20 protein-coding genes are annotated in these 19,108 nt (G+C 72.2%); 9 read left to right on the top strand and 11 right to left on the bottom strand.

What is annotated here, in order from left to right; all coding sequences use genetic code 11:
- Nucleotides 1-239: 239 nt before the first annotated feature.
- A complete protein-coding gene (locus tag CKO43_RS07850) occupies nt 240-866 on the bottom strand; it encodes a phosphohydrolase (protein ID WP_200378323.1) in 627 nt (208 codons plus the stop codon).
- 141 nt (nt 867-1,007) lie between these two features.
- Between CKO43_RS07850 and CKO43_RS07845 the strand changes: the two genes are divergently transcribed.
- The 5 genes from CKO43_RS07845 to CKO43_RS25750 all read left to right on the top strand — a co-directional run bounded on the left by CKO43_RS07845 (nt 1,008) and on the right by CKO43_RS25750 (nt 5,425).
- Nucleotides 1,008-1,433: a DUF2946 domain-containing protein gene (locus CKO43_RS07845; protein ID WP_346728225.1), complete on the top strand. Its 426-nt coding sequence runs from the start codon at nt 1,008-1,010 to the stop codon at nt 1,431-1,433.
- Nucleotides 1,434-1,625: 192 nt separating this feature from the next.
- Nucleotides 1,626-2,546: an MbnP family copper-binding protein gene (locus tag CKO43_RS07840; RefSeq protein ID WP_200378321.1), complete on the top strand. Its 921-nt coding sequence runs from the start codon at nt 1,626-1,628 to the stop codon at nt 2,544-2,546.
- A complete protein-coding gene (locus tag CKO43_RS07835; RefSeq protein WP_200378320.1) occupies nt 2,543-3,727 on the top strand; it encodes a methanobactin export MATE transporter MbnM in 1,185 nt (394 codons plus the stop codon). Before CKO43_RS07840 ends, CKO43_RS07835 begins: the two co-directional genes overlap by 4 nt.
- Nucleotides 3,702-4,937 (top strand): hypothetical protein, encoded by a 1,236-nt coding sequence (locus CKO43_RS25755; RefSeq protein ID WP_242481091.1) that lies wholly within the window; start codon nt 3,702-3,704, stop codon nt 4,935-4,937. Before CKO43_RS07835 ends, CKO43_RS25755 begins: the two co-directional genes overlap by 26 nt.
- Nucleotides 4,934-5,425: a copper chaperone PCu(A)C gene (locus CKO43_RS25750; RefSeq protein WP_346728224.1), complete on the top strand. Its 492-nt coding sequence runs from the start codon at nt 4,934-4,936 to the stop codon at nt 5,423-5,425. The genes CKO43_RS25755 and CKO43_RS25750 overlap by 4 nt, the downstream gene beginning before the upstream one ends.
- 18 nt (nt 5,426-5,443) lie before the next feature.
- Here CKO43_RS25750 and arsB read toward each other — a convergent pair whose 3' ends face one another.
- The 6 genes from arsB to arsD are packed head-to-tail and all read right to left on the bottom strand — an operon-like array spanning nt 5,444 to nt 10,031.
- Nucleotides 5,444-6,517: an ACR3 family arsenite efflux transporter gene (gene arsB, locus CKO43_RS07825; RefSeq protein WP_200378319.1), complete on the bottom strand. Its 1,074-nt coding sequence runs from the start codon at nt 6,515-6,517 to the stop codon at nt 5,444-5,446.
- A 4-nt stretch (nt 6,518-6,521) separates the two neighbouring features.
- Nucleotides 6,522-7,028 (bottom strand): arsenate reductase ArsC, encoded by a 507-nt coding sequence (locus tag CKO43_RS07820; RefSeq protein WP_200378318.1) that lies wholly within the window; start codon nt 7,026-7,028, stop codon nt 6,522-6,524.
- A gap of 1 nt (nt 7,029) precedes the next feature.
- The gene (locus CKO43_RS07815; protein ID WP_200378317.1) at nt 7,030-7,518 is read right to left on the bottom strand and encodes an arsenate reductase ArsC; all 489 of its coding nucleotides are present in this window, start codon (nt 7,516-7,518) and stop codon (nt 7,030-7,032) included.
- 38 nt (nt 7,519-7,556) lie between these two features.
- Nucleotides 7,557-7,883, bottom strand: a complete 327-nt coding sequence (locus CKO43_RS07810; protein ID WP_200228180.1) for an ArsR/SmtB family transcription factor — start codon at nt 7,881-7,883, stop codon at nt 7,557-7,559.
- Nucleotides 7,880-9,661: an arsenical pump-driving ATPase gene (arsA, locus tag CKO43_RS07805; protein WP_200378316.1), complete on the bottom strand. Its 1,782-nt coding sequence runs from the start codon at nt 9,659-9,661 to the stop codon at nt 7,880-7,882. Before arsA ends, CKO43_RS07810 begins: the two co-directional genes overlap by 4 nt.
- Before the next feature lie 13 nt (nt 9,662-9,674).
- Nucleotides 9,675-10,031: an arsenite efflux transporter metallochaperone ArsD gene (gene arsD, locus CKO43_RS07800; protein WP_200378315.1), complete on the bottom strand. Its 357-nt coding sequence runs from the start codon at nt 10,029-10,031 to the stop codon at nt 9,675-9,677.
- A 160-nt stretch (nt 10,032-10,191) separates the two neighbouring features.
- On the opposite strand from arsD, the gene CKO43_RS07795 reads away from it, so the two are divergent.
- Both CKO43_RS07795 and CKO43_RS07790 read left to right on the top strand, forming a co-directional pair.
- The gene (locus tag CKO43_RS07795; protein WP_200228177.1) at nt 10,192-10,530 is read left to right on the top strand and encodes an ArsR/SmtB family transcription factor; all 339 of its coding nucleotides are present in this window, start codon (nt 10,192-10,194) and stop codon (nt 10,528-10,530) included.
- 23 nt (nt 10,531-10,553) lie between these two features.
- On the top strand, nt 10,554-11,429 hold the full coding sequence (locus CKO43_RS07790) for an arsenite methyltransferase (RefSeq protein ID WP_200378314.1): 876 nt from the start codon (nt 10,554-10,556) through the stop codon (nt 11,427-11,429).
- 6 nt (nt 11,430-11,435) lie between these two features.
- On the opposite strand, the gene CKO43_RS07785 is transcribed toward CKO43_RS07790, so the two are convergent.
- From CKO43_RS07785 to CKO43_RS07775, 3 genes are all read right to left on the bottom strand, one after another.
- A complete protein-coding gene (locus CKO43_RS07785) occupies nt 11,436-12,335 on the bottom strand; it encodes a ketopantoate reductase family protein (RefSeq protein WP_200228198.1) in 900 nt (299 codons plus the stop codon).
- Nucleotides 12,336-12,484: 149 nt separating this feature from the next.
- Complete coding sequence (locus tag CKO43_RS07780; protein ID WP_200228175.1) at nt 12,485-13,138, bottom strand: BON domain-containing protein; 654 nt, start codon at nt 13,136-13,138, stop codon at nt 12,485-12,487.
- Between the two features lie 78 nt (nt 13,139-13,216).
- Nucleotides 13,217-13,870, bottom strand: coding sequence for a BON domain-containing protein (locus CKO43_RS07775; protein ID WP_200228174.1), 654 nt, complete (start codon nt 13,868-13,870; stop codon nt 13,217-13,219).
- A gap of 206 nt (nt 13,871-14,076) precedes the next feature.
- Between CKO43_RS07775 and mgtA the strand changes: the two genes are divergently transcribed.
- Both mgtA and CKO43_RS07765 read left to right on the top strand, forming a co-directional pair.
- Nucleotides 14,077-16,839: a magnesium-translocating P-type ATPase gene (mgtA, locus tag CKO43_RS07770; RefSeq protein WP_200378313.1), complete on the top strand. Its 2,763-nt coding sequence runs from the start codon at nt 14,077-14,079 to the stop codon at nt 16,837-16,839.
- Nucleotides 16,840-16,970: 131 nt separating this feature from the next.
- Nucleotides 16,971-17,657: a PRC-barrel domain-containing protein gene (locus CKO43_RS07765; RefSeq protein ID WP_200378312.1), complete on the top strand. Its 687-nt coding sequence runs from the start codon at nt 16,971-16,973 to the stop codon at nt 17,655-17,657.
- 37 nt (nt 17,658-17,694) lie between these two features.
- Here the strand turns inward: CKO43_RS07765 and CKO43_RS07760 are convergent, their stop codons facing one another.
- Nucleotides 17,695-18,972, bottom strand: coding sequence for a hypothetical protein (locus CKO43_RS07760; protein ID WP_200228171.1), 1,278 nt, complete (start codon nt 18,970-18,972; stop codon nt 17,695-17,697).
- Between the last annotated feature and the right edge of the window lie 136 nt (nt 18,973-19,108).

Raw genomic sequence — 19,108 nt, 5'->3', positions numbered from 1 at the left:
GCCGTCGTGCCGGCCTGTGAATGGGGTGCGAGGTGGCGCTCGTCGGCGTGCATCCGGTCTTTCTCCAGCGTCTTTTGTGCTGCTAATTCTGGAGATACCGCTATTGCGGTGTGGACTCTCTGGCGAGAGGCGGCAAGGCGCCGCCGAGCGGTTGCCGTCCGCGTGCGAGCGGCTTTCGGATGCGAACGATGCGGCCGCGGGCCGGAGGCGGGCGGTCGTGGCGGGGGGCCGGCGGCCGCTCAGCGCGGGTCGATGCCGGGATGCAGGCGCTGCAGTTCGGCCAGGAAACGTTCGGCCGCGAGTTCCGACGGCCAGGGCTGCCAGGCGGTGTCGCCGTACGGCGCCTGCAGCGGGTCCTGCGAGAGGATGGGGTCGTGGATGCCGAGCACCTCGCGCACCTCGGCCTCGGACCAGCCGACGCAGTGCACCGCCTCGGAGGCCGCGGCGATGCGGTCGGCGCGTTTGTGCTGGCGATGGCCCTCGGCGCTCCAGGCCGGCAGCCGGTAGCGCAGGCTGATCGCACGCATCAGGCGCTCGCCGACGGCGCGGAAGGGCTCGCCCAGCACCTGCTTGAGCGGCGAGATGCAGTCGAAGCCGAGGAAACCTTCCTCGGCGTCGTGCAGCAGCTCGGCGCGCGCCTCGGCGTCGGACAGCGGGCCGTCGCCGCGGCGCAACTGCAGCACCAGCAGCGAGTGCTGGGCCACCGACAGCGGCCAGGGCCAGCAGGACTCGCCGCCCCAGCGGTAGGTGCGCGCCAGGCGCAGCGCCAGGTCGGTGTCGGTCCAGGCGTCGGGCGAGGGGTTGATCAGGTCCAGCGCGGCGCCCGAGGGCAGGCGGATCCAGGCGCGGGTGGGGGTTGAACTCATCGCGGTGCAGGCGGGTGGGGCGGCGGGAGCTGACGGTAGCAGGCTGCGCGAGGGCGGGGTCAACGCTCCAGGTGGTGATCGGCGGCCGCTTGCGCCGGCGCCGTTCTGCCTGAGTTGGATTTGCTGTTTTGATCCGGCGCAATGGTGCTAATGAATGCCGGGTCTCGCATACAATTCTTCGCAATGAATTGGATGTCCGTCAATCGCTGTCGCGTCGGCTGGCTTATGGCCTTCGCGCTGCTGTTGGCGGCCCTGGCGCCATCGATTTCGCACGCGGTGCAATCGTCGCGTGGCATCGGCTGGGTCGAGATCTGCTCGGCCCAGGGCTCCAGATGGATACAGGCCACGGCCGATCAGGAGCCCGAGACGCCGGCCCGGCTGCAGGCGCTCGAACACTGCCCCTATTGTTCGCTCCTTGCCCCGGCACTCGGGCTGCCGCCCGACGACGCGCCGGCGCTGATCTCGGCCGGCCACGGCGTCCTGCCCGCCCCGGCCTTGCTGCGCGCTCCGCGCACGCTCTTCGTCTGGCGCAGCGCGCTCGCGCGCGCTCCTCCGGCACGCGCCTGACCCCGACGACGCCGCGCGTGCCCAGGCAAGCCCTGGGCCGACGCCGGGCCGATCGTCAACCGGCCCGCTGAGCGGGCCGCGGCAGCCACCACCCCAAGACGCCGCCGTCGCCCTGCGCGACGGCTGCCGGCGCGCGCACGCCCATACGGCGCGCCGCCGGCCACGGCAAGCAACGAGACAACGAGTACATCCATGAAACAGCACGGCTTCATTCCGTCCGCCCTGACCCTCGGCGCCTTCGCCCTCCTCAGCGCCTGCGGCGGCGGGGGTGGCGGCGACGACTCGCCCAAGACCGTCACGCTGGAGTTCGCCGCCGTCGCCGGCAGCACCCCGGTCGCCTGCGGCAGCACCGTCAGCGGCCTGGGTTCCGGTGCGGTCGACGCCGCGGTCCAGGACCTGCGCTTCTACATCTCCAACGTCAAGCTCGTGAAGGCCGACGGCACCGAGCTCGCGCTGACCCTGGGCGCCAACGACGACTGGAACTACAGCAGCGGCGGCAACACGCTGACGCTGATCGACCTCGAGGACGCCAGCGGCAACTGCAGCAGCGGCACCACCGCGACCAACGCCCGCATCACCGGCACCGTGCCCGCGGGCGACTATGTCGGCGTGAAGATGACGATGGGCGTGCCGTTCGCGCTCAACCACAGCGACTACGCCGCGGCGCCGGCGCCGCTGGACCTGCAGGCGATGGCCTGGAGCTGGCAGTCGGGGCGCAAGTTCGCCAAGCTCGAGTTCGTCGACCCCGCCGGCACCGCAGGCAGCTGGACCGCCAAGAGCTTCTACGTGCACCTGGGTTCGACCGGCTGCACCGGCAACCCGGCCAGCGGCGAGACCGTGTCCTGCGTCGCGTCCAACCGCATGGACTTCAGCCTCGCCAGGTTCGACCCGTCGACGCAGAAGATCGCCGTCGACGTCGCCGCGCTGCTGGCCGGCACCGACATCACGGTGAACCGGGCCAGCGCCCCCGGCTGCATGTCCGGCGGTACCGACCCCGAGTGCCTGCACGTCTTCGAGTCCTTCGCGCTCGACTGGAAGGCCGACGGCACCGGCACCGGGCTGCCGATCAACGGTGGCGCCGCGCAGACGCTGTTCAAGGCGGTGTCCAAGTGAGACGCGGCGCCCCCCTGCTGGGTGGGGGCGCCGTCGCCGTTGCCGTTCTGGCCGCCATCGCGGCCTGCGGTGGCGGCGGCACGACGCTCACCGAGGACAGCGGCTCCGACGCGGCCTGGAGCTGGTCGCTGCCGGCCAACTTCCCGGCGCCCAAGGTGCCTGCGGACAACCCGATGTCGGCGGCCAAGGTCGAACTCGGCCGCTTCCTGTTCTACGACCCGCGCCTGTCGGGCAACGGCGAGCAGTCCTGCGGCAGCTGCCACCTGCAGGCGCTGGCCTTCACCGACGGCCGGGCGCATGCCGTCGGCTCGACCGGCGAAGACCACCCGCGCGCCGCGCAGCACCTGGCCAACGTCGTCTACAACGCCACGCTGACCTGGGCCAACCCGTCGCTGGTGACGCTGGAGCGGCAGATGGAGACGCCGCTGTTCGGCGAGCGCCCGGTCGAGATGGGTGTCAACGACAGGAACAAGGCTGCGGTGCTGGAGCGGCTGCGCACCGACACCGGCGTCGCCGGCTACCCGGCGCGTTTTGCCGCGGTCTTCGCCGGCGAGGCCGAACCGCTCCGCTGGAGCAACGTGATCAAGGCGATCGCCGCGTTCGAGCGCACGCTGATCTCGGGCAACAGCCGCTACGACCAGTGGCTGGCGGGCAAGGCCACGCTGTCGGCGGCCGAACTGCGCGGCATGAAGCTGTTCTTCGGCGAGAAGGCCGAGTGTTTCCACTGCCACGGCAGCTTCAACTTCAACGACCAGATCGTGCATGCCGGCAGCCGTGTCGTCGAGACGCCGTTCCACAACACCGGCCTCTACAACATCGGCGGCACCGGGGCCTACCCCGAGGACAACCGCGGCGTCTTCGAGCTGACGGCCAAGGCCGCCGACATGGGCGCGTTCCGCGCACCCAGCCTGCGCAACGTCGAGGTCACAGCGCCTTATATGCACGACGGCAGCATCAGCACGCTGGCCGAGGTCGTCGCGACCTATGCCGCCGGCGGCCGCCACATAGCCTCGGGCCCGCATGCCGGCGACGGCCGCACCAACCCCTACAAGGACGGCCTGATCAGCCGCATCGATCTCGACGGCGTGGAGCAGGCCGACATCGTCGCCTTCCTGCGCACGCTCACCGACACCGACTTCCTCACCGATGCCCGCCATGCAGACCCCTTCGCCAAGAACTGAGCGCTGGCGCGCCGCCGCCTGCGTGCTGCTGTTTGCCGGCGCCGCGCAGGCGCACGAGATCGACGCCGATGCGCTGCCCGGAGCTCCCGGCTGGCGCCTGGGCGCGGCCGTCGCCGGCGTGCTGCCCGACGCCGACGCGCGCTGGCCCGCGGCCCGATTGCCCGGCGTGCTGCTGCGCGGCAGCGCGCCGCCCGACCAGCGCGACGGTCTGCGCCTGGAGCACGCCACCGTCGACCTGGGCGCGCGCCTGACGCGCCAGCTGGGCGCCGCCGTGGCCGTCGGCTGGCACGACCGCGACGGCGCCCACGTCGAAGCCGCGACGCTGCAGGCGCGCTGGCCGGGCGAGACCGGCGAGCTCGCGCTGCGCCTGGGCCGCGACACCGTGCGCCTGGGCGCGCCGATCGACGGCGCCGGCCACTTCGACCGCTTCAGCCAGACACCGCTGGCCAAACGCGCGGTCTTCGACGACGAATGGGTGGACGACGGCCTGGCGCTGGCCTGGCGAGCCGGCGACGGCGACGCGGACGGCCTGCGCGGCGTCGAGGCCGGCCTGTGGCGCGGCCGGGTTTTCCCCGGCGGCGAACACGGCCCGCTGGTGCCGTCGCTGCACCTGCACGCCGGCTGGGGCCATGTCGACGCGCACCTGAGCGCCGCCCGCTTCCAGCCCGACGCTCGCGGCTCGGCCGCGAGCACGGTGGTCTCGAGCGGCCATTCGCACGGCACGCTGGACTGCCGCGAGAGCCTGCAGCAGCGTGTCTGCTTCGACGGCACGGTCGACGTGCTGGCCGGCAGCCTGCAGTGGGAGCCCGATGCCGGCGACTGGACCGTCATCGTCGCCGCGCTGCTGCGGCGCGAACGTGGCCAGCTCTATTCGGCCAGCGGCGACGCCGCGGTGCATTCGCGCATCGCCGGCGGCTGGGCCGACCTGGTCTGGCGCCCGCTGGCGCGCTGGTCCTTGGCCGGCCGGCTGGAGCGCCTGGTGCCCGAGAACCGGCTGAACGGTGTCGGCACGGCGCTGCTGGGCGGCGAAGCGGGGGTGCTGGAATCGGCTGCGTCGGAGCGCGCCACGCTGGCCGCGTCGTACGAAGCGGCGCCTGGCCTCGTGCTGGCATTGGAAACCGGGCGCCAGTGGCTGCCGGGCGAGCAGGTGACGCATGTCGCGCTGCGCCTGGTCTGGAGCCGGCCGCAGCTGCTGGAGGGCCGGTGGTGAGCCGCCGCCCGCTCCGCCCGCTGCGCCGCGGCCTGCTCGGCGCGCTGCTGGCCACCGCTGCCGGCCTGGCCTGGGGCCACGGCTCGCGTGCCGGCGAGTTGCTGATCGATCACCCCTACGCGACGCCGACGCCGGCCGGGGCGTCCACCGGCGCGGTCTACTTCCGCGCCATCGCCAACCAGGGCCGCAGCGCCGACCGCCTGCTCGGTGCCTCGACGCCGGTGGCCGAGCGTGTCGAGATCCACCGCAGCACGCTCGACGGCGACGTCATGCGCATGCGTGCGCTCGAGGCGCTGGAGCTGCCGCCCGGCGAGCGCCTGCTGCTGCGCCACGGCGGCGCCGGCGTTCACCTGATGCTGCTCGGGCTGAAGGCGCCGCTGCGCGACGGCGAACGTTTCCCGCTGACGCTGCGGTTCGAGCGCGCCGGCAGCGTCGAGGTGATGGTGTGGGTGCAGACGCCGCGCGAAGGCGGCGCCCACCAGCACTGAGCTCGGCGCCGGGGCGGTTCAGCGCCGGGCCGCCCCGGCCTCGTACCAGCTCTTGCTGCGGTTGACGATGTTCACCACCAGCAGCATCACCGGCACCTCGATCAGCACGCCGACGACGGTGGCCAGCGCCGCGCCCGACTCGAAGCCGAACAGGCTGATCGCCGCCGCCACCGCGAGCTCGAAGAAGTTGCTGGCGCCGATCAGCGCCGAGGGGCAGGCGACGCTGTGCGCCTCGCCGACGCGGCGGTTGAGCCAGTAGGCCAGCCCCGAGTTGAAGAACACCTGGATCAGGATCGGCACCGCCAGCATTACGATGACCAGCGGCTGCTGCAGGATGGCCCGGCCCTGGAAGGCGAACAGCAGCACCAGCGTCGCCAGCAGCGCCGCGATCGACCACGGGCCGATGCGCGCCAGCACGGCTTCGAGCGCGGCTGTCCCGCGCCGCAGCAGCGCGCGCCGCCAGAGCTGGGCGACGATGACCGGGACCACGATGTACAGCGCGACCGAGGTGATGAGCGTGGCCCACGGCACGGTGATCGCGGACAGCCCGAGCAGCAGCGCGACCAGCGGCGCGAACGCGAACACCATGATGGTGTCGTTCAGCGCCACCTGGCTCAGCGTGAACAGCGGGTGGCCGTTGGTGAGCCGGCTCCAGACGAAGACCATCGCGGTGCAGGGCGCCGCCGCGAGCAGGATCAGCCCGGCGACATAACTGTCGAGCTGCTCGGCCGGCAGCCAGGGCGCGAACACGTGGCGGATGAAGATCCAGGCCAGCAGCGCCATCGAGAAGGGTTTGACCGCCCAGTTGACGAACAGCGTGACGCCGATGCCGCGCCAGTGCGCGCCGACCTGATGCAGCGCGCCGAAGTCCACCTTCAGCAGCATCGGGATGATCATCACCCAGATCAGCAGGCCCACCGGCAGGTTGACCTGCGCGACCTCGAGCCGGCCTATGGCCTGGAACGGCCCCGGCAGCAGCTGCCCGAGCGTGATGCCGGCGACGATGCACAGCGCGACCCACAGCGTCAGCCAGCGTTCGAACAGGCTCATCGGTGCCGGCGCGGCCGGTGCGTGCTGTGTTCGGGTGTTCATCGTTTCAGCTCTGTGCGATCTGCTGCAGCGCCTGCTGCAGCGAGTCGCGGTCGAGTTCGGCCAGCGGCAGCTGCAGCAACTGCAGCATGCGGTAGCCGAGCGCCTGGCGCGTCAGCTCGAAGGCGCGCCGCCGCCCTTCGTCGCCGCCCTCGGCGGCGGACGGGTCGGGGTAGCCCCAGTGCACCTTCACCGGCTGCTGCCCCGGGCCGCCGAAGAACACCGGGCAGGTCTCGGCCGCGGCGCTGTCGCAGACGGTGATGACGGCGGCCAGTGGCGGCGCGCCGGCGCCGGTGAATTCGTCCCAGCTCTTGCTGCGAAAGCCCCTGGTGTAGACGCCGGCCTCGGCCAGCACCTCGAGCGCGAACGGGTTGATGCGGCCGCTGGGCGCGCTGCCGGCGCTGTGCGCGCGCACGTCCAGGCCCAGGCGCGCCGCCAGGTGGTTCAGCATGCCTTCGGCGAGCACGCTGCGCGCCGAGTTGTGGGTGCACAGGATGAGGAGGTGGGTGATCATGTCAGTGCGTGCCGATGTTGCGGACTTCCCGGCGCAGCGCGATCCGGTCCAGGCTGGCCAGCGGCAGCGCGAGCATCAGCTGGATGCGGCGTTTCAGCGTCACGAAGGTGTCGACGAAGGCCTGCTCGCGCTGGGCCTCGGGAGCGGCCGCCGGGTCGGGCATGCCCCAGTGCGCGCTGATCGGCTGGCCCGGCCACACCGGGCAGACCTCGCCGGCAGCCTGGTCGCAGACGGTGAAGACGAAATGCAGCTCGGGCGAGCCCGGGCGTGCGAACTCCTCCCAGCTCTTGCTGCGGTAACCGTCAGCCGGCAGGCGCTGCGCCGCCAGTGTCTTCAGCGTCAGCGGGTGCAGCTCGCCCTTCGGGTGGCTACCGGCCGAGTAAGCACGGAAGCGCCCGCCGCCGAGCTGGTTCATCAAGGCTTCGGCCAGGATCGAACGTGCCGAGTTGCCGGTGCAGATGAACAGGACGTTGTAGATATTCGGTTCCATCGCGGACCTTTCAACGGAGGAATGGAGATCGCTGCGGATCAGCAGGACGAGCGCCGGCCCGCCGGGGCGGCCGCGCAGCCCTGGCCCTGGCAGCAGTGGTCGGTGAGGTAGCCCAGCAGCGCGTCCATGCGCGCCATCGCCGGGCGGTAGATCAGGCTGCGGCCGTCGCGCTCGCTGCTGACGAGTTCGGCGTGGATCAGCTCCTTCAGGTGGAAGGACAGCGTCGAGGCCGGGATGTCGAGCATCGCCGCCAGCGCCGACGGCGTCATGCCGTCGGGCCCGGCGCCGACCAGCGCGCGGAAGATCCGCAGCCGCGCTTCCTGGGCCAGCGCGGCCAAGGCCTTGACGGCCTGGGTTTCATTCATCGCGGAAGTTCTCCATGGTCGATTTCCGTCAGTGCGGCCAGGCGCTGCAGGCCGACCGGCTCGGCCAGCTGCTGCGCGACGACGGCCAGGCGGGCGGCGGACAGGCGCCGGACCTGCTCGATCTGCGGCTGTTCGGCGGCGGCGCGGCGCTGCAGCAGCGGCGCGCTCGTGCCGGCGGCCGCCAGGCTCTGGTTGACGACCCAGGCCCAGGGCTCGATGCCGGCGCGGCGCAACTCGGCCTGCAGCGCGGCAGCTTCGAGCACCGGCGTCGTCTCGGCCAGCGTCACGATCAGGACCTTGGTGTGCCGCGGGTCCTGCAGCCGCATCAGCGGCGTCGTCGCACGCAGGCCTTTGTCGCCGGTCTGGCGCAGGATCTCGCGGTGGTAGCTGCCGGTGGCGTCGAGCAGCAGCAGCGTGTGGCCGGTCGGCGCCGTGTCCATCACGACGAAACGTGTGCCGGCCTCGCGGATGATGCGCGAGAAGGCCTGGAAGACCGCGATCTCCTCGGTGCAGGGCGAACGCAGGTCCTCCTCGAGCAGGGCGCGGCCCTGGGCGTCGAGCGCGGCGCCTTTCGTCTCCAGCACGTGCTGGCGATAACGCTCGGTCTCGGCATGCGGGTCGATCCGGCTGACCCGCAGCTGGGGCAGGGCGCCGAGCAGGGTCTCGTCCAGGTGCGCGGCCGGGTCGGAGGTGCTCAGGTGCACGTCCAGGCCGCGACGCGCCAGCGCGACGGCGATGGCCGCGGCCATCGTCGTCTTGCCGACACCGCCCTTGCCCATCAGCATCACCAGGCCGGCGCCGTCGGCGGCGATGCCGTCGACCAGCGCCGACAGCGGGTGCGGCGCGCGCGGCGGCTGCGCGCCGGCGGGCAGCGGCGCTGCCGGGTCCGGCGACGCGCCGTCCAGCAGGTTCCGCAGCGCCGCGACGCCCACCAAGTCGATGGCTTTCAGCGCCAGCCGGTCCTGCGGCAGCGCGCGCAGCGCCTGGGGCATCGCCTGCAGCGCGGCCTGCTCGCGCTGGTGGATCGCCGCGGCCAGCGCGTCGCCTGCGGTGTCGGCGGCGGCCATCAGGCCGTTGACGACGACAAACGCGTTGTGCAGCCCGGCCGCCGCCAGTTCGTCGTGGGTGCGTGCCAGTTCACGCAAGGCCGCGCCCTGGGCGCGCGCCACCAGCACGAGCCGAGTGCGCCGCGGATCGGACAACGCGTCGAGTGCCGCCCGGTACTGGCTGCGGTGTCTTTCAAGGCCGGCCAGCGGCCCCAGGCAGGAGGCGTCGCCCTTGCCGGTCTCGAGAAAGCCGCTCCACGCGCCGGGCAGCTGCAGCAGCCGGATCGTGTGGCCGGTGGGCGCGGTGTCGAAGACGATGTGGTCGAAACCCGCCGTCGACGCGTCGTCGGCGAGCAGCGCGGTGAACTCGTCGAAAGCCGCGATCTCGGTCGTGCAGGCGCCCGAGAGCTGTTCTTCAATGCCTTTGACCACCGCATCGGGCAGCACGCCGCGCACCGGCCCGACGAGGCGGTCGCGGTAAGCCTGCGCTGCGGCCTGCGGGTCTATCTCCAGCGCCTGCAGCCCCGGCACCTGCTCGATGGGCGTGACCTGGTTGCCGATCGCCACGCCGAACACCTGGCCGACGTTGGACGCCGGGTCGGTGCTGACGAGCAGCACCTTGCGCCCGGCGTCGGCCAGCCGCACGGCACTGGCGCAGGCGATCGAGGTCTTGCCGACGCCGCCTTTGCCGGTGAAGAACAGGAAACGCGGCGGCTGGTCGAGGAACTGCATCGCGGCCGCCGCTTCAGCAGCAGCGCGAGCCGCTGCAGCAGCCACCGGCCTGCGCCGCCGCCGGCAACACCAGCCCGGCCCAGCGCGCCAGCTCCTCGCGCTGCGGGTAGCGGCCCGCCAGCGCGACTTCGCCGTCGACCAGGATCAGCGGCAGCGCCTCGGCGCCCGAGCGCTGCAGGAAGGCGCCGACGGTCGGGTTCTGCGCGAAGGCCATCGGCTCGCGGCCGAGGTTGAACCGTTCGATGCGGGCGCCGGCCTGCTGCGCCCAGGCGAAGTCGGCGGCGAAGGCCACCAGCGCCGGGTCGACCTCGGCACCGCAGACGCCGCTGCTGCAGCACATCGTGGGGTCGAATACCTGGATCGTCGTCATCTCGTTGGTCCTCGTGGCAGGGCCCGGGCGGGCATCAATGGAGTGAAGTCTACAGTTCCAAGATTACAGAAATATGGCGTGAATGGGGGCCGGTTTGTTTTCCACTTGCCGAGAGTCTTAGATTCGATTATTGTCGAAGCATCAAACCAGACCTGCCACCATGCCCACTCCCGACGACGAATCCACCGCCCGTTTTGCCGACATGCTGAGCGCGATGGGCACCGCACCGCGGCTGCGCATCGTGCGCCTGCTGTTGAGCGCACACCCGCACGGCCTGTTCGTCGGCGACATCGCCGCCGAGCTGCAGATCACGGGCTCGACGCTGTCGCACCACCTCGAGCGGCTGCGCAACGAAGGCCTGGTCACGGTGCAGCGCGAAGGCACCTTCCTGCGCTATGCCGCCAATGCCGCGGTGCTGCAGGAGCTGCTGGCCTTTCTCTACGCCGAGTGCTGCACGCGCAACAAGGCAGTCGAACCGCAGGCCGTGTGCTGCGGCTGAACCGCTCGTCCGAAGGAGCAACGATGAACACCGAAACCGACGTCAAGGACCTCGTGAAGAGCCGCTACGGCGCCGCCGCCGCACAGGTGGCGCAGGGCGGCGCGTGCTGCGGCGCCGCCGCGGTCGGCGGCTCCGACCCGATCACCTCCGACCTGTACGACGCCGTGCAGGCCGGCGGCCTGCCCGAGAAGGCGCTGCTGGCCTCGCTGGGCTGCGGCAACCCGACCGCGCTGGCCGAGCTGAACCCGGGCGAGACCGTGCTCGATCTCGGTTCGGGCGGCGGCATCGACGTGCTGCTGTCGGCGCGGCGTGTCGGCCCGACCGGCATGGCCTTCGGCCTGGACATGACGCGCGAGATGCTGGCGCTGGCCCAGGACAACAAGCAGAAGAGCGGGCAGCGCAACGTTTTCTTCCTGCGCGGCGAGATCGAGAACATCCCGCTGCCCGACGACAGCGTCGACGTGATCATCTCCAACTGCGTGATCAACCTGTCGGCCGACAAGGACCGCGTGCTGCGCGAGGCCTTCCGGGTGCTCAAACCCGGCGGGCGCTTCGCCGTCAGCGACGTCGTCGTGCGCGGCGAGATGCCGCCTGCGATCCGCCGCAGCATGGAGCTGTGGGCCGGCTGCGTTGCCGGTGCGCTGTCCGACACCGACTACCTGGCCAAGCTGGCCGCCGCCGGTTTCGAGAACGCCGGCATCGAGCTGACACGCATCTACGGTGCCGAGGACGCGTTGGAGTTCCTGGCCGGGCAGGGCGCCGAGCTGCAGGCGCTCGCGGCCGAGGTCGACGGCAAATTCGCCAGCGGCTTCGTGCGTGCGCGCAAGCCGCTGGCGGCGGCGGTGGACCGGCCCGCGGCCGCGGCCACGCCGTCGTGCTGCGGGCCACGCGCCGGCTGAGGGCGTTCAGCCGGCGCCGCGCCCGCTCTCGAGCAGGTGCACCAGCGTCACCAGCGTCTGGTTCACCGGCGTGGCGATGGCGTGCTGGCGGCCGCGGCGCACGACGTAGCCGTTGAGGTGGTCGATCTCGGTGCTCTTGCCGCGCGCCAGGTCCTGCGCCGTCGACGAACGCTGGCCCGGCATCGAGCCGGCCAGCGCCAGCACGCTGGCGTCGATGTCGGCCGGCAGCTCGACACCTTCGGCGGCGGCGACCGCGACACACTCGCGCACGATCAGGTGCATGACGTCGGTGACGCCTGCGCCGGCGACCAGCAGGCCGTAAGGCTGCTGCGAGATCGCCGACAGCGCGTTGTAGGCGCAGTTCAGGATCAGCTTGACCCACAGCGCCTGGCGCACGTCGTCCGAGATCGCCACCGGCACGCCGGCGGCGCGGAAGGCCTCGGCCCAGTCGTCGCCGCCGCGGCCGGGTTCGACCAGCAGCTCGCCGCGGCCGTGGTGCAGCACGTGGCCGGGGCCGGCCATCTCGGTTGCGACGTAGACGACCGCGGCGCGCACCGGCTGCGGCAGCAGCGTGCGCAGGCGCTCGGCGTTGTCGGCACCGTTCTGCAGGCTCAGCAGCAGCGTGTCGGCGCCCAGGTGCGGGCGCATCGCCTGCGCGGCAGCCTCGGTGTCGGTCGACTTGACGCAGAACAGCACCAGCGACGCGCCTTCGACCGCGCCGACATGGGTGCTGGCGCCGACGCGCACGCGTTCGTCGAAGCCGCGGGTCTGCAGCCGCAGCCCGTCGGCCTCGATCGCCTGCACGTGCGCCGGGCGGCCGATCAGCACCACCTCGTGCCCGGCACGCGCGAGCATGCCGCCGAAGTAGCAGCCGACCGCGCCGGCGCCCATCACCGCGATGCGCAGCGGCGCCGCTTCGGTGCCGCCATCCAGGTTCTTCTCGTCCGCCGTCGCCATCGTGTCCTCCGCCAGGTGCGTGACGCGATGCTAGCGGCGCTCGGCCGCTCGGCTGCCGCGAAGGGGCGCCAAGCCCGGCTGCGGCCCGGGCGGCGCGGTCAGTGGGCCAGCGTCAGGCGGTCGACGACCCGGCGCACGCCGCGTGTGCCCCAGGCGGAGTGGGTCGCGGTGTCGCGTTCGTCCCAGCTGCTGACGGTGCCCGACAGCGTCACGTCGCTGCCGTGCACTGCGACGCTGATCGCCTGGGCGTCCGCGACCGAGCTGCGCAGCAGCGCCGCCTCGATCTCCGACTGCACCGCATCGGCCGTCGCCACCGGCGAGATGCCGATCTCGTTGCTGACGCCGGTCACGCCCAGCAGGCCGCGCACGGCGTCGGCGGCGGCCTGTCGCTGGTGCTGCCAGTCGACGCTGCCGGACAGCGTCACGCGGCCCGCCTCCACCAGCACCTGCACCGTGCCGGTGGGCAGCGAGGCCGTCCAGTCCAGCACGTTGCGCACCGACTGCGCGATGTCGGCATCGCTGCGTTCGCTCAGGCTGGTGAGCTGCACCGTCAGTTCGCTGGTCATGGCCTGCACGCCGTGCACGCGCTGCGCGGCGTGTTCGGCGCTCCACTTCTGGGCGTAGCTGTCGACCTGACCGGCCAGCGTCACGACGCCGTCCTTCACTTCGACGCCGATGCGGGTGGCGTGCACCGACGGTTCCCATTTCAGTTCGGCGCTGACGTCGTGCTGCAGCTGGCTGTCGGTTTTCATGGCAATGGCTTTCGGGTTCGGGTTGGGGGCGGCAGCGCCGTGCGCTGCTCGAAGGCGGGCCGGCGGCCCGCCGCAGTCTCAGTAGACGAGGTTCATCCGGTCGACGACGCGGCGCACGCCGGCGCTGCCCCAGGCCGAGCGTGTGGCCAGATCGCGTTCGGCCCAGCTGTGCACGGTGCCGCTCAGCGTCACGTCGCCGCCCGCGACCTCGACCACGACGGTCTTCGCGTCGGCCTTGGCACGGCGCCTGAGCGCCGCCTCGATGTCGGCCTTGACGACGGTGGCCGTCGGTGCCGGCTCGACGGCGATCTGGTTGCTGATGCCGGTGACGCCGGCGAGCCCGCGCAGGCTGTCGGCCGCGGCCTGGCGCTGGTAGTGCCATTCGACGTCGCCCGACAGCGTCAGCCAGCCGTCCTGGACCAGCACCTTGACGGCGTCCACCGGCAGCGAACTCGTCCAGCCCAGGATGTTGCGCGCCGATTCGGCGATGTCGGCGTCGCTGCGCTGGCCGAAGGCCGAGAGCTTGATCTTCATCTCGACGGCCAGGGCGCGCACGCCGCGCACGCGCTGCGCGGCGCGTTCGGCGTCGAGCTTCTCGCAGTAGCTGCTGACCTCGCCGGCCAGCGTCACGACGCCGTCGTTCACCTCGACGCCGATCTGCGCGGCGTGCACGGCGGGCTCCCAGTTCAACTCTGCCATCACGTCCTGCTGCAGCTGCGAGTCGGTCTTCATGGTCTTGTCCGGTTCGGGGAAGAGGCTCGCAGCCTGCGCCGCCCCGGACCGTGCCGTCCGTGCGCCAGCGAACGCGCGACGGGAGTCCAGGCACGCCGGGTGTCCGCTGGCGCACGGTCGCCGGCAGCGGCGGCGCGTACCGTCGCGCCGTGCGCCTCGGCGCGCGCATCATCGAGAGGCTGCCGGCCGACAGGACCGCTGAAGACATGCGAGCGAGCTTCACCCAGGGTTTCAGCCACTTCCTGCGGCGGCGCCGGGCGCGGCGGCATTTCGAGCGCCGGCCGCTGCTGGACACGCTCGCCGCCCAGCCGGCCGCGCGTTCGGCCGACGCCGCGGGCTGGGGCCGGGAGCTGCTGGCGGCTTCGCTGGCCGAGCCCGCCCAGGCGCTGCAGCGCCTGCAGTCGCAGGCCGACGGCCTGGACGCGGCCGAGGCCGCGCGCCGCCTGGCGCGCGACGGCCCGAACGAGGTCCAGCACGAAGCGCCGCTGCCCGGCTGGCTGCGGCTGTGGCGCTGCTGGCTGAACCCCTTCAACCTGCTGCTGACGGCGCTGGCGCTGCTGTCCTTCTTCAGCGCCGACGCCAAGGCGACGGTGGTGATCGGCTTCATGGTCGCGCTCAGCACCGGCATCCGCTTCGTCCAGGAAGGCCGCTCGCACCGTGCGGCCGAGGGCTTGCGCGCGCTGGTGACGAACACCGCCGCCGTGATCCGCCGCGGCAACCCGCCGGCGCTGCCGCCGGCGCGCACGCAGGAGCTGCCGGTGCACGATCTGGTCGCCGGCGACCTCGTTGCCCTGTCCGCCGGCGACATGGTGCCGGCCGACTGCCGGCTCTTGAGCGCACGCGACCTCTTCGTCGCCCAGGCGGCGATGACCGGCGAGTCGCTGCCGGTCGAGAAGCTGGCCGCGGCGGCGGCCTCGGGCACGGTCGCGCTGGAGCAGCGCAACCTGGTCTTCATGGGCACCAACGTCGTCTCGGGCACGGCCGAGGCGCTGGTGCTGGCCACCGGGGCCCGAAGCTACTTCGGCCTGCTGGCGGCGCATGCCGGCGCGCTGGAGACGGCGCCCAACGCCTTCCAGGCCGGCGTCAACAGCGTCAGCTGGCTGCTGATCCGCTTCGCCGCGGTGATGGTGCCCATCGTCTTCTTCATCAACGGCTTCACCAAGGGCGACTGGCTGCAGGCCTTCCTGTTCTCGCTGTCGGTGGCGGTGGGCCTGACGCCCGAGATGCTGCCGATGATCGTCACCACGACGCTGGCCAAGGGCGCGGTGCGGCTGGCGCGCCTGAAGGTGGTGGTCAAACGCCTGGACGCGATCCAGAACTTCGGCGCGATGGACGTGCTGTGCACCGACAAGACCGGCACGCTGACCCAGGATCGGGTCGCGCTGGCGCGCCACGCCGACCCCTGCGGCCAGGACAGCACCGAGGTGCTGGGGCTGGCCTTTCTCAACAGCCATTACCAGACGGGTTTGAAGAACCTGCTCGACCACGCCGTGCTGGCCGACGTCGATCCGGCCACCGAGCGCCGCCTGGCCGAGGCCTACCGCAAGGTCGACGAACTGCCCTTCGACTTCGAGCGCCGGCGCATGTCGGTGGTGGTGGCGGCGATGGTGGACGGCCGCGAGCAGCGCCACGAGCTGATCTGCAAGGGCGCGGTCGAGGAAGTGCTGGCCGCCTGCACCCGGGCGCGGGTCGCGCGCCCGGCCGGCGGCGATGCGTCGCAGCAGCCGCTGTCGCTGCCGCTGGACGCGGCGCTGCGTGCGCGCACCGGGGCGGTCACCGCCGGCCTGAGCGCCGAAGGGCTGCGCGTGGTGGCGGTGGCGGTCAAGCTGCTGCCGCCGGAGCAGGCGAGGTACTCGGTGGCCGACGAGAGCGGGCTGACGCTGGTCGGCTACATCGCCTTTCTCGACCCGCCCAAGGAGTCGGCGGCGCCGGCGCTGACCCGGCTGGCGGCGCACGGCATCGCGGTCAAGGTGCTGACCGGCGACAACGAGCAGGTGACGCGCCAGGTCTGCCGCCAGGTGGGCGTGCCGGTCGACGCCGTGCTGCTGGGCGCCGAGGTCGAGGCGCTGAGCGACGCGGAGCTGCAGGCGGCGGCCGACTCGCACCGCGTCTTCGCCAAGCTGACGCCGCTGCACAAGGAGCGCATCGTGCGCGCGCTGCGCGAGCGCGGCCATGTCGTCGGTTTCATGGGCGACGGCATCAACGACGCCCCGGCGCTGCGTGCGGCCGACATCGGCATCTCGGTGGACAGCGCCGTCGACATCGCCAAGGAGGCGGCCGACATCATCCTGCTCGAGAAGAGCCTGCTGGTGCTGGACGCCGGCGTCGTCGAGGGCCGCAGCACCTTCTGCAACATGCTGAAGTACATCCGCATGACGGCCAGCGGCAACTTCGGCAACGTGCTGAGCGTGCTCGTCGCCAGCGCCTTCCTGCCCTTTCTGCCGATGCTGCCGCTGCAGCTGCTGGTGCAGAACCTGCTGTACGACATCGCTCAGACCGGCATCCCGTTCGACAAGGTCGACGCCGAGCTGGTGGCCCGGCCGCTGCGCTGGAACCCGGCCGACATCGGCCGCTTCATGCTCTTCTTCGGGCCCATCAGCTCGCTGTTCGACATCCTCACCTTCGGCCTGATGTGGTGGGTGTTCGACGCCAACAGCCTGGCGCGCCAGACGTTGTTCCAGTCGGGCTGGTTCGTCGTCGGCCTGCTCACCCAGACGCTGGTGGTGCACATGGTGCGTACGCCCCGGCTGCCCTTCGTGCAGAGCCATGCCGCGGCGCCGCTGATGGCGATGACGGCGGCGATCGTGGCCGTCGGCCTGTGGCTGCCAAACGGGCCGCTGGCGGCGTATTTCAGCCTGCAGGCGCTGCCGCCGTCCTACTACGGCTGGCTGCTCGCCATCGTGCTGGGCTACTGCACGCTGACCACCTGGATGAAACGCGTCTACATCCGGCGCTACGGCTGGCAATGAAGCGCCCGCGTGCGCCGGCCGGTGCCGGGCGCAGCGGGTGCGCTGGCGAACAGACCTCGTGGCCCTGCGCTCGCTACAAGAGGCCATCCGCGGCTCCCGAAGGAGCGGCGCCGACCACCAAGGACAAGCTCATGACGAATACGCGCACCCACCTCGCCCTGGCGACACTCACCGCCTTTGCCGCCCTCGGCAGCGCCGCGCCGGCCACGGCCCAGGTGGCCGGCGGCAGCACCACCGTCGAGACCAGCGTCACCGAGTCCACCCGGCTGGCCATGGGCTGGAGCGTCAAGAAGACGCTGCTGGGCAAGACCATCTACAACGACGCGGGCCAGAAGGTCGGCGAGGTCGAGGACCTGATCATCGCCCCCGACCGCAACGTGTCCTACGTGATCGTCGGCGCTGGCGGGTTCGTCGGCATCGGCCGCCACGATGTCGCGATTCCGGTCTCGCAGATCCAGGACCGCGCCGGCAGGCTCGTGATGCCGGGCGCGACCCAGGAGACGATCAAGAGCCTGCCCGAGTTCGCCTACGTCGCCGATACGAGCAAGCGCGACGCCTTCGTCGCCGCCGCCGACCGCGACATCGCCAAGGGCAGGGCGGCGCTGGCCGGTCTCGAGAAGAAGGCCGGCGCCGCCAACGCCGACGCCAAGGCCCGGATCGACGTCGACATCAGCGCGCTGCAGCTGGACCTGAAGTCGGCCGAGGACAAGCTCGCCGAGATGAAGCAGGCCGGCACCGTCCGCTGGCGCGAGTTCGAGACCGGCGTCGGCGCCGCCACCGCGCGCCTGCGCAAGTCGACCGACAAGACGACCGGCTGAGGCCGCGGCGCCCGCGCGCGCCGCGGGCCGGCCGGCTTCAGGCGGCGCAGTCGACGCGGGGGCCGTTGGCGCTGGGGCCGCTGATGCGTGCGTCGCCGCCGGGTTTGTGCGTGCCGGCGACGCCGGCGTGCTGCATCCGGGCTTCGCTGCTGCGCCGCAAGGCGCTGGTGTCGGCGCCGACGCGGCCGGGATGCGCGGCGGGGTAGGGGATGCACAGGTCGATGCGCTGCAGGTTGGGCACGCTGGCGTAGGGCGCGCTCTCCCAGCACGGTGCCAGGCCGGTATCGAGCGCCTGCACGATCAGGTCGGGCCGCAGACCGGCGGCCAGGGCCTCGTCGTCGGCCGCATCGGCCGTGCGAGGCTCGGCATCGTGGCTGAAGCGCAGCAGGTAGTGCCCCTGCTCGTCGGCGACGGCGAAGCCCAGGTTCTCGCGCGTCCCGCCGCCGGTGTAGGGGCCGCCGAGCGACTCGACGCTGCTGCGCTCGTAGCGCTGGATGCGCAGCAGCTGGCCCGCCGCCGGGCGCAGCTCGCAGCTGCGGCGCAGGCCGGCGTCGCGCAGCTGGGCCAGCGCGTCGAGGTCGGCACGCTGCAGGCGGCGCAGCCCCGCGCCCAGCGCGTGTGCGCCGGCGCTGCGCTGCACCGTCGTGCCCAGGGCCGCCACGGCCAGGGCTTCGGCCTGCTCGGGGTCGGTCGCCGACGCCAGCAGCGCGGCGGCCGCGGCAGCCGTTGCCTGCGACTGCAGCACCAGCCCCTGCGCCTGCGGCGGCAGCCCGGTGGGCAGCACCAGCGGCGTCAGCCCGCCGGCCGGATCGGGCCGCGGGAACAGCCGCAGGCGCTCGGGGTAGAGCTTGTCGATCACCGGATACAGCGCCGGGAACTTGCGGCACAGCTCGGACACCGCCGCTGGCGGGTCGATGACGATCAGGTCGTTGCGCGAGGGGTTGAACAGGCCGCCGCCCCAGTAGCTGCGGGCGGTGCCGTAGACGATGGTGTCGGCGCTGCTGGCCGGCAGCGAGCAGCTCAGCACCAGGGCGTCGTCGGCGTCGGCGCCTTCGGCGCTGATCTCGACGCGCACCCGGCCGTCGGCGATCCAGGGGAATCCGATGCGCGGCGACGAGTGGCGCCAGGGCAGGCCCGCGGGGCGGTGCTCCAGTCGGACCGACCACTGCCGGCCGGTGACGAACACGGCCTTGCCGCTGGCGCCGTCGTAGCTGCCGTTGCCAGTGTCGGCGCCGGCGATGACGAAACGCTTGACGCTGCCGCTGGTCTTCGAGCTGGCTCTGAGGGTCCAGCTTCCATGCATGATGATCGCCATGAGGCCTCCGTCGGTGATTCGGTGATGGGAGACGGGTGCATTGCAGGCGCTTGTCGTTCCCAATGCGACGCACGCGCAGGCGGGCGTCGGGGCGGCGCGCAGACGATCGCTGGACGATCGTCCGGCGGGTCGACGC

Origin of the sequence: Rubrivivax gelatinosus, from assembly GCF_016583785.1 — a bacterium.
GTDB lineage: Bacteria > Pseudomonadota > Gammaproteobacteria > Burkholderiales > Burkholderiaceae_C > Rubrivivax > Rubrivivax gelatinosus_B.
This window is presented reverse-complemented; position numbering and strand designations above follow the sequence as displayed.